The organism is Streptomyces callyspongiae (assembly GCF_047200695.1).
In the GTDB taxonomy this organism is placed as follows: Bacteria; Actinomycetota; Actinomycetes; order Streptomycetales; family Streptomycetaceae; genus Streptomyces.
In genome coordinates this window covers 266,052-279,624 of the sequence record NZ_JBJZOM010000003.1, presented here as the reverse complement: position 1 = coordinate 279,624, position 13,573 = coordinate 266,052, and the positions used below count along the sequence as shown (strand labels likewise).

The following is a 13,573-nucleotide window of genomic DNA, read 5'->3' as shown; positions in this document are numbered from 1 at the left end:
TGGGGATTCTACAGGCCACAGACTGCCACGGTCCGGCCACCGATGCCAGAAATGAGGTCCTGTGGTGTCGTTCCCTCGTGCTTCCGGTCGTGCGTTCCGCCCGGGTCGGCGGCTCGCCCAGCTCTACACCGGCCTGGCGCTGTACGGCGCGAGTGCCGCACTGATGGTCCGCGCCGACCTGGGCCTGGGGCCGTGGGACGTGCTGCACCAGGGCGTGTCCCATCGTTCGGGGCTGTCCATCGGCACGGTTTCGGTGGTGACAGGGGCCGTGGTGCTGCTGCTGTGGGTTCCGCTGCGGCAGCGGCCGGGCCTGGGCACCGTCTCCAACGTGTTCCTGGTGGGACTGTCGATGGACGCGACACTGTGGCTGGTGCCCGCCCCCGGGCCGCTCGGGGCCCGTGTCCCGCTCATGGTGGGGGCGGTCGTGCTCAACGGTGTCGCCACCGGCCTGTACATCTCGGCACGGTTCGGCCCGGGCCCGCGGGACGGGCTCATGACGGGTCTGCACGCGCGGACCGGACGCTCCGTACGCCTGGTGCGCACGGCGGTGGAACTGGCGGTGCTCGCCACCGGCTACCTGCTGGGCGGGTCCGTGGGGGTGGGCACGGTGGTCTATGCCCTGGCGATCGGGCCGCTCTCGCAGGTCTTCCTGCGGATCTTCGAGGTCCCCGGGGCACCGGCGGCGGAATCCCGGAGAGCGGCGGGGAACACGGGCGAGGACGGGCGCGCGATACTGCGGGGGTGACCGGCGTACGACACTCCTTCCTCGACCGTCCGGCCCCACTGGCGTTCGCCCACCGGGGCGGCACCGCGGAGGGGCTGGAGAACACCGTTGCCGCCTTCCGGCGGGCGACGGACCTCGGCTACCGCTATCTGGAGACCGACGTGCACGCCACGGCGGACGGCCGTCTCGTCGCGTTCCACGACGACACCCTGGACAGGGTCACCGACGGGCGCGGGCGCATCGCCGAGCTGACATGGGACCGGGTGCGAAGGGCGCGGGTGGGCGGCTCGGAACCGGTACCGCTCTTCACGGACCTCCTGGCCGCCTTCCCGCAGGCGTACTGGAACATCGATGTGAAGGCGGAGGCCGCGCTCGACCCACTGCTGGCCGAGCTGCAGCACGCGGACGCCTGGGACAGGGTGTGCGTGGGCTCCTTCGACGAGCGGCGCGTGGCCCGCGCGCAGGAGCGGGCGGGGCCGCGCCTGGCCACGTCGCTGGGCTCGCACGGCGTCCTGGGGCTGCGGCTGCGGGCCTACGGAGTGCCGTACGCGGTGCGCCGCAGCGCGGTGTGCGTGCAGGTACCCGTGCACCACGGGCGGCTGCGGATCGTCGACGCGGCGTTCGTGCGGGCGGCGCATCGGCGGGGCCTGCAGGTGCACGTGTGGACCGTGAACGACGAGGACTCGATGCGGGCACTCCTGGACCTGGGAGTCGATGGCATCATGACCGACCACATAGAACTCCTGCGCGAGGTACTCGTCGACCGGGGAAGCTGGCCGGCCTGACAGCGGTCTCGCGCCGGGCGGACCCGGCCGACGCGGCAGGGCGGTACGAGGGGGCGGTCGGTGGAGACGGTCGAGGCGCAGGCGGCGGCGAGCGACGCGGAGCGTCGCCGGGAGCAGCGGGGCTGGTACTTCTACGACTGGGCGAACTCGGTGTTCTCCACCAGCGTGCTGACGGTCTTCCTCGGCCCGTACCTGACGGGCGTGGCCCAGGCGGCGGCCGACGCGCAGGGGTACGTCCACCCGCTGGGCATCCCGGTGCGGGCGGGCTCGTTCTTCGCCTATGCCGTCTCCGCGTCGGTGCTGCTCGCGGTGCTGGTGATGCCGATGGCCGCGGCGGTGGCGGACCGCACGGGGCGGAAGAAGCCGCTGCTGGGGTTCTTCGCCTATCTGGGGGCGGGCGCGACCACCGGGATGTTCTTCCTGTCCGGTGACCGCTACCTGCTGGGCGGGGCGCTGCTGATCGTGGCGAACGTGGCGTTCGGCGCGGCCGTGGTGATCTACCACGCGTTCCTCCCGCAGATCGCCCGGCCCGAGGAGCGGGACGCGGTGTCCTCCCGCGGCTGGGCGTTCGGCTACGCCGCGGGCGCTCTGGTACTGGTGGCGAACCTGGCCGTGTTCCTGCAGCACGAGGCGCTGGGCATCGGCGAGGGCACCGCGGTGCGGATCTGCCTGGCCTCGGCGGGACTGTGGTGGGGGCTGTTCACGCTGGTGCCGCTCCGGCGACTGCGGGAGCGTCCTGTCCCGGCGGCCGGCGGGAAGGCGCTCTCGCCGGGCGGAGGGGCCGGGCAGCTGCTCCGCACTCTGCGGGACCTGCGGCGCTACCCGTTGACGCTCATGTTCCTGGCCGCGTACCTGCTGTACAACGACGGCGTGCAGACGGTCATCACGCAGGCTTCGGTGTACGGCGCGGAGGAATTGGGGATGTCGCAGACCACCCTGATCACGGCGGTGCTGCTGGTGCAGGTGCTGGCGGTTGCGGGCGCGCTGCTGATGGGGTGGCTCGCCGGCCGGTTCGGCGCGAAGCGCACGGTGCTGGGTTCGCTGGTCGCCTGGACGGCCACGGTGAGTGCGGGGTACTTCCTTCCGGCCGGCGCACCGATGTGGTTCTTCGTGCTCGCCGCCGGTATCGGCCTGGTCCTGGGAGGCAGCCAGGCCCTGTCGCGGTCGCTGTTCGCGCAGCTGATCCCGGGAGGCAAGGAGGCGGAGTACTTCGCGCTCTACGAGATCAGCGACCGCGGGACGAGTTGGCTGGGGCCGCTGCTGTTCGGGCTGACGTACCAGCTGACCGGCAGCTACCGCGACGCGATCTTCTCGTTGGTGCTGTTCTTCGTCCTGGGCTTCGTACTGCTGGCCCGCGTGCCGCTGGCGCGGGCTGCGGCTGCCGTGGGGAACCCGGCCCCGGAGCGGATTTAACGGATGGGACGAGGGGGCGGTAGTATACGCCTTCGGCCCGCTGCATGAACCGACACTGCACGCTGCACGGCGAAGAACGCCGGGTGACATCTCCTGTCGCAGGTGACAAACCGGGCGTCGGCGGGTATCGAGTATTTCGACGCGGCACGACGGGCGACGCATGTTCCTTCGCGGGAATCTTCACCGCCGACCGGACGTTGACTTCGAAGACGACGACAGCGACACCTGTCCTGTGGGCGACCAGCCCGGGAGGCACGATTCATGAGTGAGCGAGCTCTTCGCGGCACGCGGCTCGTGGTGACCAGCTACGAGACGGACCGCGGCATCGACCTGGCTCCGCGCCAGGCCGTGGAGTACGCATGCCAGAACGGTCATCAGTTCGAGATGCCGTTCTCGGTTGAGGCCGAAGTCCCGCCGGAGTGGGAGTGCAAGGTGTGCGGGGCACAGGCACTCCTCGTGGACGGCTCCGGCCCCGAGGAGAAGAAGGGCAAGCCGGCGCGTACGCACTGGGACATGCTCATGGAGCGCCGCACGCGCGAGGAACTCGAGGAAGTGCTGGCCGAGCGGCTGGCGGTTCTGCGTTCCGGCACCATGAACATTGCCGTGCACCCGCGCGACACCAAGCGCAAGTCGGCCTGACGCACACGGTCACGAGCGGGGGGGGGGGGGGGGCGCCCCCCGGGGGGGGGGCCCCCCCCCCCCCCGGCGGGGGGGGGGGGGGGGGGGGGGGGGGGGGCCGCCCCCCCCCCCGCCGCCCCCCCCCCCCCCCCCGCCCGGGGGGCCCCCCCCCCTGGCCCCCGCTTGGGGGGTGGGTCGGGAGGGCGGGGGGGGTGGGCCGCCCCCCCCGCGGGCCCCCCCCCGGGGGGGGCGGGGCGGGGGCCCCCCCCCCCCCGCCTCCGGATGATCAGCCCACCAGGTGCAACACGGTCCTGCGACGACCCCTGGAACCCGAGGATCAGCGCGGCGCTGTGCACGCCGGGGTGCGGCAACCGGTACGCCGCCTATGCCGTTGCGGCATCCCCCGTACCGACCTCGTACTGGCCGACCTCGAGGAAGTACCGCCGATCCTCATCGGTCCCGTCCATCGCCTCCTGCGCCGCTTCGTACAGTGCACTGCCCGGTTCCGCCTCGGCGATGATCCTCATCACCGCCACCCGGTCGTCCTCCGCGCGGGCCTCGTAGAAGCCGACCTCGAGGAAGTGGCGCATGTCCTCGGGGGTTCCGTCCAGGGCGGCCTGCGCGGCCTCCCGTACGGCCCTGCCGGTGTCCTCGTCGGCGAGGATGCGCAGGATCGCGATCCGGTCCTCCTCCGCGGAGGGCTCTTCGTCCGCGAGCGTGGACGCCGCCTGGCCGGTGGCGTCGGGGCTCCGTTCGGCCGCGACGGCCGGTGCGGAGAAGAGAAGAGTCGGGGCGAGAACCGTTGCCATGATCACGATCGAAGCTCTGGATGCTCTCATGCACGAACCAACTTCCTGTCGGAAATGCGAGTTGTTCGACGGTAACCACTCGTCAGGTTCGTTTTCCTCTGCATTTCCGGGCAGGTTTCCCACCTCGACGCTGCCACGTTCCTGAAGGAACGACCGCCCACCACCACCGTTACGCTGACATCCATGTCCTGGTGGACGAACTGAGACGCACGTGAAGGGCGAAGCGTGACGGAGGAGAGGGACGTGGGCCGATGAATCCGCTCAGGGGCGGGCCGCCGCGCGGCGGCTGGCGACGCCGGGTGCTCCGCGCGCCCATCGGGCTGTACCGCATGGGGCTGGGCGGTCTGCTGGGTTCCCGCATGGTCCTGCTCACCCACACCGGGCGGAAGTCCGGACTGCCCCGTCAGGTCGTCCTGGAAGTGGTGGCGCGCGGGGACGGACCGGGCAGCTACGTCATCGCCTCCGGCTACGGCGAGCGCTCCCAGTGGTTCCGCAACGTCACGGCCACGCCCGCCGTCCGCTACCAGGTCGGTACCCGGACCTACGAGGGCACGGCCGTACCGCTGCCGCCCGAGGAGTCCGGGCGCCGACTCGCCGACTACGCGGCCCGGCACCCGCGGACCGCTGCGAAGCTGATGGCGTCGCTGGGCCACACCCCGGCATCGGCCGCCGACTACCGCGCCCTCGGCGCCGACCGGCGCGGCGGTGTGCCACTGGTCCTGCTGAGCCCGCGGGCCTGACCGGCTTCAGTCCTCGGCCAGTTCGGCAACGCCCGTGATGCGGTGCAGGGGGTAGGTGCGGACCTCGTCCGCGGTGTGGTCGTAGGCGGTGACGAATCCGCCTTCCACCCGCACCGGCGCGATCACCCGCTGCGAGGCGGCCCCGTCGGCGTTGACGTAGCCGATCCACAGCGCGGTGCCCGTCAGCACCGCCGACTGCATCGTGGCGATGGTGTCGGCGGACGTGGTGCGCGGCGGTTCGCCGTCGCGTTCCCGCGAGGCGGCGGGGATCCGGGGCTTGTGCGCGGCGGTCGCCGCGTGGTCCCCGGCGCGGACGGCCCGCACGGCGGCGGACAGCAGCGCGGCGTCCGGCACCGGAGGCCCGTCCGGCACCGGGGCCGGCGCGCTGCGCGGTGGTGTGCGGCGGGCGTCGGGGCGAGCCACGAGTACGTCGCCCTCGGCCGATTCTGCGGCCGGGGCGTATCCCAGCTCCCGCAACCGGGCGAGCAGCTGGTCCGGGGGCAGCTCGGAGGCGGCCACGGTGGGGGCGAGCAGCCGCAGCCGCATCGGTGCCGCGCGCTTCTCGGCGAGGATTTCGGTGAGCAGCGCGTCGTCGTCGCAGCGTAGGTACGAGCCGGCGGCACCGACCCGCAGGTGCCCGTGGCGGCGGGCCACGTCGTCGACCAGGTACGACAGCGGCTGCGGCACCGGTGTGCGGGAGTGTGTGGCGAGGAAGGCGTGGATCTCCGAGGCGCTGCGTCCGGCGTCCAGGCCGCGGCGCACCGAGGCGGGGGTGAAGCGGTACACCGTGGCGCCGCCCTTGGACTCCACGTCGGCCAGCACTCCCAGGGCCGCTGTGAGTTCGCGGGTCAGCGGACCGGGTGCGACGGCGGTGAGGTCGGCCTGGAGCAGGACGTGGTCGAGTGGTTCCGGCAGCAGCGGGACGAGGCCGGCGGACGCCTCGTCCGCCTGGGTGGCGCCCTGTGCGGCGGTCACCGACCGTCCCCAGGCCGGGTCGTCCGCGTCCGTGCCTTCGGCGGCCTCGGGCGCCAGTGCACGGGCGTACGATGCGAGGGCGCCGCGCCCCGTGAGACCGAGGAGTTCGGTTTCCGCGAGCGCCCAGCGCGCCAGCCGCGTCCGCAGGGGCGTCCCCTCGGCGGGCGTCGAGGCGGCGTTGCGGCCGGGGGCCGCCGGAACGCCCGCGCCGCGCAGCGGGCGCTCCCACGCGAGCCGTTCCGGCACGGACTCCTCGACCGGTGCGGTGCCGGGCGGCAGCTCGGCCAGCAGGACGAGCACCCGGTGCCGTACGTCGGGTGCCAGTCCCCGGTCGAGGCCGGGGCCGAGGGCGGCCATGACGCGGCCCTTCGCGTCGCGCTCGCCGACCAGGCCCGCCACCCGTGTCTGCGTCAGCCAGGCGGAGATCAGCCGTCTCCACTGCTGCTGGGGCGCGGCGCGCAGCCAGTCGTCGTAGGCGGGCGTGGGGGCGTACACCTCGTCGGCCTCTCCGTCGGAGGCCAGCAGCCCGGCGGCGAAGGCGAGTTCGATCCAGAACGCGGCGGTCGGCTCCGGGAGGTCCAGTGCGACCGCGGTGCGCTTGAGGTCGCGCACGCCGAGGCCGCCCGCGCGGAGCACGCCCGGCGGGTCGGCCTCCCAGACGCCGCAGAGTTCCTCGACCGTCGTCAGAGCGGTGAAGGCCTGGGCGGCCGCGGTGGCGTCGACGGTTCCGGTGGGGTGTTCGCGGCGTGCGGCCACCTCCGGCGGGTCCGGCTCCAGGTTGCGGTGCGCGCGGCCGCCGCGCAGGTGCAGCGCCACTTCGCGGGGCAGCACCACCGCGCGGTCCGCGGACGGCAGCAGCAGACCGTGGTCGAGCAGCCGGGCCAGGGGCGGCGACGGCGCCCGGTGGTCGACGGTGCCGTACGGCGGGCCCCAGACCAGGCGGTCGAGCACCTCCCGGCTCTCGGCGGGCAGTGCGTCCGCGAGGAGCGCCGCCATCCGGTCCCGGTCGGTGAACAGGCCGGTCAGCGCCTCCAGCGCGCTGACCGGGTCGTGCGTGGCGGGAAGGCCGTTGTGACGCAGGATTTCCTGGAGCCGGTTCGGGGACATCCCAGCGGTGGCCTCGGTCACGGTGGGGCCGAGGCCGGTCGGCGGGACTCCGGGCGGGGCGGGCGCGAGGACGGTGCGCGCCGTCCGCACCAGCCGGAGCCGGTCGTCGCCGCCCCACAGCAGGGCGCGGGCCCGCAGGGTGCGCAACGCTCCGGGGAGGCGTGCGTCGACGGCGGCTGTCGCCGCCGGGTCGGGGTCGGTGCCGAGCAGCAGGTCCCGGAGTACGGGGTACGGGCAGGGGTCGGGTGCCACGGCGATCGCCTCGGCGACCTGGAGGGCGAACCGGTCCAGGCGTTCCACGGCCCGCACCACGGAGGCCCGGGTGCCGGCGCGGGTCGCGAGCTGCGTGAGGTCGCCGGGTACCGGGGACAGCAGGTCGGGGCGGGCGCGCAGCAGGGCGGCCAGTGCGTCGTCGTCGCGGCCCCGCAGATCGTCGGCGAGGGTGCGGGACGGTGCCGGGGCGGCGGACTGCGGCTCGTGGCTCATCCCTCCCACGTTAGCGGCGCGACCGCCGCCTGTGGATTCCGCTGTGCGCCGGACCCGCGCGAGCGGGTCGACGGGGAATCCCGTGGCGCACCCGCCGTGCCCCGTCCTACGGTCCGCGCATGACGTACGCCGAGGCCCCGTGTCCCACTCTGCGCACCGAGCGGCTGCTGCTGGAGCCGTACGCACCGGCCGACGAGGAGGACTTCGTCGCCCTGTTCCAGGACCCGCGTGTCTCCCGGTGGATGGGCGACGGGCCGCAGAGCGAGGAGGACGACCGCGCACTCTTCGGGCGGATCTTCTCCGCGGTATACCCGGCCCGCCGGTTCGCCGTGTGGGTCGTGCGGCACCGGGGGCGTCCCGTCGGGCATGCCGAGGTCAAGCGGACGGACGCGGCCGACGGTCACGAGATCGTCTACGCCCTCCGCCCCGACTGCTGGGGCCGCGGCATGGGTACGGAGCTGGCCGGGGAACTGGTGGCCTACGGGTTCGGGGCCCTCGGCCTCCCGGCGCTGCACGCGACGGTGGCGGCGGAGAACGCGGCCTCGCTGGCGCTCCTGGAGCGCCTCGGGTTCCGGCACGTGCGCGACATCCCCGAGGAGCAGGGCGGCGTCACCCGCCATCTGAGGTGCGACGCCCGGCCCGGCACACGGTGAACCGCCCGTGCGCCGGGCGCAGGCGCGGTACGGTCGGCATGATCGGACATCACCGGGTGGTGGAGCGGGTGTTGAGGTAGCGGTGGGGATCGAGAGCGAACAGCTCGTCTTCGACTATCTGAGCCGTGTCGGCGACCTCGCGCACGGCACGTCGATGACGGCGTCAGAACGGGGCAGGCTGGTCGGTGGGCTGCGGACCGAGATCGAGCGGATGCGGGCCGCGGCCGGTGGCGCCGGGAGCACGGCGGCGGTGCGGAAGGTCCTCGAACGCCTCGGCACGCCGGAGGAGGTCGTCTCCGAAGCTCTCGGAGGAACCCCCGTGGGCGTTCCCGCCGGCCCCTCCGAGGAGGAGGCGGAGCCGCGGCCCCGGGTGCGGCTCACCAAACTGCCGCGCATGCGGCGGGCGGAGGCCCCGGAGGCGCCGCCGCCGTCGCGCGGCGCGTCGCCGCCGCACCTCGCCGGTATCGACGAACTCGGCCCGGAGGAGAGCGACCCCGAGTGGTGGCGGGTGTCCCGCCGCGCACAGGGCGGCAGCGGGAGAGAACTCGGCTACGACATCCCCGACGCGTTCAGCGGCGGCATCGAGCTGCCGGAGGTACTCGAGCGTCCCCCCGGGGAGAAGTCGGAGGACGCGCCGCCCGCCGTCGGCGGAGCCGGGGCGTCCGGTGGCCGGAGTTCCGTGATCGGCGCCCTGAAGGCCCGGCGCAGGAAAGCGGCGGAGGCGGGGCCGGCCGTCGGCGGATTCGTCGAACTCGCGGCGGCCGGGTTGCTGGTGGCCGCTGCCGTGACGGGGTCGCTGCCGGTGCTCGGGCTCGGCTGGCTGGCCGCCTACTGGTCGCCCCGGCTGACGCCGAGCGAGGGGCAGTGGGCGGCCTTCGGCATCCCCGGGCTGACCGCCGCGGGCTGCGTGGTGTGGCTGTGGGGCCGCACCGAGGGGCGCTGGGGCTCACCGCTCGGTGCGGGTCCGAAGGCGATGCAGGAGGCGTTGACCGGCATCTGGCCGGTGGCGTTCCGGGTTGCGGCCGTCGCCGCGGCGGCCTACCTCGTGTGGCGCGCGCGGCGACGGCCGGGCTGACGCGGTGACGGCCGGGTTCCGGTGACGGACGTGGGCCGTCACCCGGCGAGGTGTGTCGCCATCTCGTCGAGGATCCGGTCGGCGGCGGTGTAGCCGATGCCCATGAACCACAGGTCGTCCTCGACGTGGAAGGCGTTGCCGTTCCGCACGGCAGAGAGGTTCTTCCACAGCGGGCTGTCCACCGCCTCGGCCTCGCCGGACTTCTCGGCCGCGCCGTAGGAGCTGTAGAAGACGACGTCGGCGTCGCCCTTGTCCACCTGCTCGGGGCTCACCTCGTACGCGAAACCGTCCTCGGCCTTGTCGACGATCGCGGGACGGCCGACCCCCAGGTCGTCGAGGATCGTGCCGATGTAGTTCTTGCGGCCGTACAGGCGGGTGTCCGCGCCCTCGATGAAGCGGACCATGCTCACGGTCGTCCCCGCGGCCTCCTTGCTGCCGCCCAGCGCCTTCCGGGTCTCCGCCACGTGCGTGTCGTACGCGTCGACGACCTCCTCCGCCTCGTCCGTCCGGCCCAGCGCCTTCGCGTGGACGAGGAAGTTCTCCTTCCACGGGTAGCCCGTGGTCTCGGTGAGGACGGTCGGCGCGATGGCCGAGAGTTCGTCGTAGCGCTGGGCGTCCCGGATCTTGCTGCTGAGGATCAGGTCCGGTTCCAAGGAGGCGATCTTCTCCAGGTTCGGGGAGGCGATCGTGCCGACCTGCTCGATCCCGGACAGCTTCTTCTCGGGGAAGTAGTCGAGGAAGCCCTGCGAGGCGTCCGCGACGGTCGCGCCGACCGGCGTCACGCCGAGGGTGAGGGCGGAGTCCAGCTCGGCCGTGTCGAGGACGACGACCCGCTCGGGGTCCTCGGGCACCTCGACCTTGCCCATGGCGGTGTCCATCGCGTGGGTGGTGCCGTCGGCCTGCGCGTCGGCCGATCCGGAGCCGGAACCGGAACCGGTGTCGGAGCCGCAGCCGGTCAGGGCCAGCGTGCCGGCCAGTGCGACGGCCGCGGCGGTTCTTCTGCGGGGGGTGAGTGTCATGTTTCTTCCTTTCGTGGTGCGGGCGGGGCGGGTGGCGTGGCCCCCGCGGTGGGTCCGCCCCTGCCGGGACGGTTCTGCCCGGGAGCGCCGGGCACGACGAGCGGGCCGCCGGTCACGGGGTCCTCGACGACGACCGCCTCCAGTCCGAACACCTCGCGGACGAGGTCGGCCGTCACGACGTCCGCGGGACGGCCCTGGGCGACGACCCGCCCCTGTTCCATGGCGACCAGGTGGTCGGCGTACCGGGCGGCCTGGTTGAGGTCGTGGAGGACCATCACCACGGTGCGCGCGCCGGCGCCCGGCGTGGCCAGCTCGCGCACCAGGTCCAGGACCTCGACCTGGTGCGCGATGTCCAGGTACGTCGTCGGCTCGTCCAGCAGCAGCAGGTCCGTCTGCTGCGCCAGCGCCATCGCGAGCCACACCCGCTGCCGCTGCCCGCCGGAGAGTTCGTCCACCGGGCGGGCGCCGAGCACCGCGACGTCCGTACGCTCCATGGCGTCGGTGACCGCGCGTTCGTCCTCCTCGGACCACTGCCGCCACCAGCGCTGGTGCGGCTGCCGCCCGCGGGAGACCAGGTCGGCGACGGTGATCGCCTCCGGGGCCGAGGGGGTCTGCGGCAGCAGTCCGATGGTGCGGGCGAGTGCCCGGGTGGGAATGCGGGCCAGTTCCCGCCCGTCGAGGAGTACCGCGCCGCTGCTGGGCCGCAGCAGGCGGCCCAGCGCCCGCAGGGTCGTCGACTTGCCGCAGGCGTTGGGCCCGACGACGACCGTCACCCGCCCGTCGGGCATGTCCAGGTCGAGCCCGTCGACGACGGTGCGTTCCTCGTAGGCGAGCGTCAGTCCGCGCGCGGTCAGCCGCGCGGCGGCTTCGGGACCGGCGGGCCCGGCGGAGCGGCCCGGTTCCGGAGCCCTCGCGGCGGGGCCGGTGGGGAGGTCGGTGTCTGTCATGCCGTGGCTCCAGGGCGGCTGCGGACGAGGAGGCGGATCAGGTACGGCGCGCCCACGGCAGCGGTGAGCACGCCGACCGGCAGCTCGACGGGCGCGAACACCCTGCGCGCCAGCAGGTCGGCGGTCACCACGACGCACGCGCCCACCAGTGCGGAGGAGAGCAGCGGGATCTGCGCGGTACGGGTCAGGCGCCGCGCGACCTGCGGGGCGAGCAGCGCCACGAAGTCGACGGGTCCCGCCGCTCCGGTCGCCACGGCCGCGAGTCCGACACCGGTGAGTACCAGCAGCAGCCGGGTCCGCCCGAGCCGCACCCCGAGCGCGGTGGCGGTGTCGTCGTCCAGCGTCACGTTGCGCTGGGCGTACGCCGCGCACAGCACCAGCGGCAGCAGCCCGAGCAGCGCCCACGACAGGGGCGCCGCCTGGTCCCAGCCGCGGCCGTTGAGGGAGCCGGTGAGCCACACCTTCGACTGCTGGGCGAGCAGATGGTCGCCCTTGGTCAGGAACAGCTGGGTGACGGACCGCAGGGCCACCGCCACGCCGACGCCCACCAGGACGAACCGGCCGGCCTGCAGGCCACCGCGCCAGGCGAGGACGTGGACCAGCGCGGCGGCGAGCAGACCGCCGGTGACCGACACGTACGGCAGGACGGCGTGGGAGGTGAGGCCGAACGTCATCGCGCCGACCGTCAGCGCGGCCGCGCCGTGGGTGACGCCGATGATGTCCGGGCTGGCGAGCGGGTTCCGGGCGACGGTCTGGACGAGGCCGCCGGCGACGCCCAGCGCGGCGCCGACCAGCGTGCCGAGGACGACGCGGGGGAGGCGGAGGGTGCCGACGACCAGCTCGTCGGGCGACGGCAGACCGAACAGCACCCTGACCACCTCGGTGGGAGGGACGGTACTCCGGCCGAAGGTCAGGCCGGCCACCACCGCGCAGAACAGGAGCAGCCCGAGCGCCCCTGCCACTCCGGCGCTGCGCCGGTGCAGCAGCAGGGAGGCGCGGCCCCACCGGACGGCGGCGTACCCGGCGGGCCGGGTCGTGCGGCGGGGGCGGGTGGAGTCCGCGGGCGCCGGTGCGGGCGCGGCGGTCATGCGACGGCTCCCCTGCGGCGGACGAGAGCGACGAGGAACGGCACGCCGACGAGCGCGGTCATCACGCCGGCCGGCACCTCTCCGGGCCGCGCGACCAGACGGCCGGCGATGTCCGCCGACAGCAGCACGACCGGCCCGAGCAGCGCCGACATCGGCAGCAGCCAGCGGTGCCCGCCGCCCACCAGGGCGCGCGCCAGGTGCGGCACGGCCAGCCCGACGAACGCGACCGGTCCGGCGGCCGCCACCCCGGCGCCGGTGAGCACGGTCGCGCCCAGGCCGCCCACGATCCGCACCGCGGCCACGTTCTGTCCCAGGCCCCGGGCGACGTCGTCGCCGAGCGCCAGGGCGTCCAGTCCGCGGGCCGCCTGCGCGACGAGCAGCAGCCCGGCCAGCAGGAACGGCCAGACCTGGTCGGCGATGTCGGCGTACCGGCCGGACAGCGATCCGACCTGCCAGAAGCGGAAGGCGTCGAGTGTCGCGGCCATGGTGGTGAGGACGCCGGCGCTCAGCGAGGCGAGCAGGGCGTTCACGGCGGCCCCGGCGAGCGCGAGTTTCACCGGCCCGGCCCCGCCCCGGCCGCGGGAGGCGATGGCGTACACCGCCACGGAGGCGGCCGCAGCGCCCACGAAGGCGAACCAGACGTATCCGGTGAGGGTGTGGACTCCCGCGAACGCCAGGGCGACGACCACGCCGAGCGCCGCCCCCTGGCTCACTCCGAGGATGCCCGGCTCGGCGATCGGGTTCCGCGTCAGACCCTGCATGACCGCGCCGGCGACTCCCAGCGCGGCGCCCACCATCAGGCCGACGAGGGTGCGGGGGACGCGCATCGTGCGGATGACGAGGGCGTCGTCGCCCGTGCCGCCGCCCCACAGCGCCTGCCATGTCTGCGACGGGGGGACGGGGCGGCTGCCCAGCGCCACGCTGAGCAGGGCGGCGCAGGCCAGCACGGCCAGCGCGGCGAGCAGCCATGCGGTCCGGCGCGTGGTGAGCGACGGCGGCGGCGTCGGGGTGACGGCTGGCATCGGCTCCTCGGCGTCCGGGCGCTCGGTCGGGCGTACAGGGCGGGCGGGGTGTCGGACGATCCGACAAGCCAGGTAAGGCAGACCTAAGTGTACGGGGGAGGGTGACCGGCAG

Annotated in this window: 13 protein-coding genes; 7 read left to right on the top strand and 6 right to left on the bottom strand. The window is 74.3% G+C overall.

The features are described from left to right. Positions 1-64 precede the first annotated feature (64 nt). The 4 genes from yczE (at position 65) to ACL06G_RS04265 (ending at position 3,561) form a co-directional block, all read left to right on the top strand. The gene (gene yczE / locus ACL06G_RS04280; protein ID WP_503167845.1) at positions 65-745 is read left to right on the top strand and encodes a membrane protein YczE; all 681 of its coding nucleotides are present in this window, start codon (positions 65-67) and stop codon (positions 743-745) included. Next, complete coding sequence (locus ACL06G_RS04275) at positions 742-1,509, top strand: glycerophosphodiester phosphodiesterase family protein (protein ID WP_412784373.1); 768 nt, start codon at positions 742-744, stop codon at positions 1,507-1,509. The genes yczE and ACL06G_RS04275 overlap by 4 nt, the downstream gene beginning before the upstream one ends. A gap of 60 nt (positions 1,510-1,569) precedes the next feature. Then, on the top strand, positions 1,570-2,922 hold the full coding sequence (locus ACL06G_RS04270; RefSeq protein WP_412835433.1) for an MFS transporter: 1,353 nt from the start codon (positions 1,570-1,572) through the stop codon (positions 2,920-2,922). A 261-nt stretch (positions 2,923-3,183) separates the two neighbouring features. Beyond that, positions 3,184-3,561 carry an RNA polymerase-binding protein RbpA gene (locus tag ACL06G_RS04265; RefSeq protein WP_412784371.1) on the top strand — a complete coding sequence of 126 codons (378 nt, stop codon included), beginning with the start codon at positions 3,184-3,186 and terminating at the stop codon, positions 3,559-3,561. A 362-nt stretch (positions 3,562-3,923) separates the two neighbouring features. On the opposite strand, the gene ACL06G_RS04260 is transcribed toward ACL06G_RS04265, so the two are convergent. Continuing rightward, positions 3,924-4,379: an ALF repeat-containing protein gene (locus ACL06G_RS04260; RefSeq protein ID WP_412786816.1), complete on the bottom strand. Its 456-nt coding sequence runs from the start codon at positions 4,377-4,379 to the stop codon at positions 3,924-3,926. 221 nt (positions 4,380-4,600) lie between these two features. Between ACL06G_RS04260 and ACL06G_RS04255 the strand changes: the two genes are divergently transcribed. Next, on the top strand, positions 4,601-5,089 hold the full coding sequence (locus ACL06G_RS04255) for a nitroreductase family deazaflavin-dependent oxidoreductase (protein ID WP_412786815.1): 489 nt from the start codon (positions 4,601-4,603) through the stop codon (positions 5,087-5,089). A gap of 6 nt (positions 5,090-5,095) precedes the next feature. Here ACL06G_RS04255 and ACL06G_RS04250 read toward each other — a convergent pair whose 3' ends face one another. Next, positions 5,096-7,657, bottom strand: a complete 2,562-nt coding sequence (locus ACL06G_RS04250) for a helicase-associated domain-containing protein (protein ID WP_412786814.1) — start codon at positions 7,655-7,657, stop codon at positions 5,096-5,098. A 119-nt stretch (positions 7,658-7,776) separates the two neighbouring features. Here ACL06G_RS04250 and ACL06G_RS04245 point away from each other — a divergent pair, with 119 nt between their 5' ends. Then, positions 7,777-8,310, top strand: a complete 534-nt coding sequence (locus tag ACL06G_RS04245; protein WP_412786813.1) for a GNAT family N-acetyltransferase — start codon at positions 7,777-7,779, stop codon at positions 8,308-8,310. An 82-nt stretch (positions 8,311-8,392) separates the two neighbouring features. Next, the gene (locus ACL06G_RS04240; protein WP_412786812.1) at positions 8,393-9,385 is read left to right on the top strand and encodes a hypothetical protein; all 993 of its coding nucleotides are present in this window, start codon (positions 8,393-8,395) and stop codon (positions 9,383-9,385) included. 38 nt (positions 9,386-9,423) lie between these two features. On the opposite strand, the gene ACL06G_RS04235 is transcribed toward ACL06G_RS04240, so the two are convergent. The 4 genes from ACL06G_RS04235 to ACL06G_RS04220 are packed head-to-tail and all read right to left on the bottom strand — an operon-like array spanning position 9,424 to position 13,461. Beyond that, positions 9,424-10,404 (bottom strand): ABC transporter substrate-binding protein, encoded by a 981-nt coding sequence (locus ACL06G_RS04235; RefSeq protein WP_412786811.1) that lies wholly within the window; start codon positions 10,402-10,404, stop codon positions 9,424-9,426. Further along, positions 10,401-11,351 (bottom strand): ABC transporter ATP-binding protein, encoded by a 951-nt coding sequence (locus ACL06G_RS04230; protein ID WP_412786810.1) that lies wholly within the window; start codon positions 11,349-11,351, stop codon positions 10,401-10,403. The genes ACL06G_RS04235 and ACL06G_RS04230 overlap by 4 nt, the downstream gene beginning before the upstream one ends. Beyond that, positions 11,348-12,439, bottom strand: a complete 1,092-nt coding sequence (locus ACL06G_RS04225; protein ID WP_412786809.1) for a FecCD family ABC transporter permease — start codon at positions 12,437-12,439, stop codon at positions 11,348-11,350. The genes ACL06G_RS04230 and ACL06G_RS04225 overlap by 4 nt, the downstream gene beginning before the upstream one ends. Continuing rightward, complete coding sequence (locus ACL06G_RS04220; RefSeq protein ID WP_412786808.1) at positions 12,436-13,461, bottom strand: FecCD family ABC transporter permease; 1,026 nt, start codon at positions 13,459-13,461, stop codon at positions 12,436-12,438. The genes ACL06G_RS04225 and ACL06G_RS04220 overlap by 4 nt, the downstream gene beginning before the upstream one ends. Positions 13,462-13,573: the final 112 nt, after the last annotated feature.

Bases quoted from the DNA above. Each gene is read 5' to 3' on its own strand.
- ACL06G_RS04265 (WP_412784371.1), top strand. From the start codon at position 3,184: ATGAGTGAGCGAGCTCTTCGCGGCACGCGGCTCGTGGTGACCAGCTAC.
- ACL06G_RS04260 (WP_412786816.1), bottom strand. From the start codon at position 4,379: ATGAGAGCATCCAGAGCTTCGATCGTGATCATGGCAACGGTTCTCGCC.
- ACL06G_RS04255 (WP_412786815.1), top strand. From the start codon at position 4,601: ATGAATCCGCTCAGGGGCGGGCCGCCGCGCGGCGGCTGGCGACGCCGG.
- ACL06G_RS04250 (WP_412786814.1), bottom strand. From the start codon at position 7,657: ATGAGCCACGAGCCGCAGTCCGCCGCCCCGGCACCGTCCCGCACCCTC.
- ACL06G_RS04245 (WP_412786813.1), top strand. From the start codon at position 7,777: ATGACGTACGCCGAGGCCCCGTGTCCCACTCTGCGCACCGAGCGGCTG.
- ACL06G_RS04235 (WP_412786811.1), bottom strand. From the start codon at position 10,404: ATGACACTCACCCCCCGCAGAAGAACCGCCGCGGCCGTCGCACTGGCC.
- ACL06G_RS04230 (WP_412786810.1), bottom strand. From the start codon at position 11,351: ATGACAGACACCGACCTCCCCACCGGCCCCGCCGCGAGGGCTCCGGAA.
- ACL06G_RS04225 (WP_412786809.1), bottom strand. From the start codon at position 12,439: ATGACCGCCGCGCCCGCACCGGCGCCCGCGGACTCCACCCGCCCCCGC.
- ACL06G_RS04220 (WP_412786808.1), bottom strand. From the start codon at position 13,461: ATGCCAGCCGTCACCCCGACGCCGCCGCCGTCGCTCACCACGCGCCGG.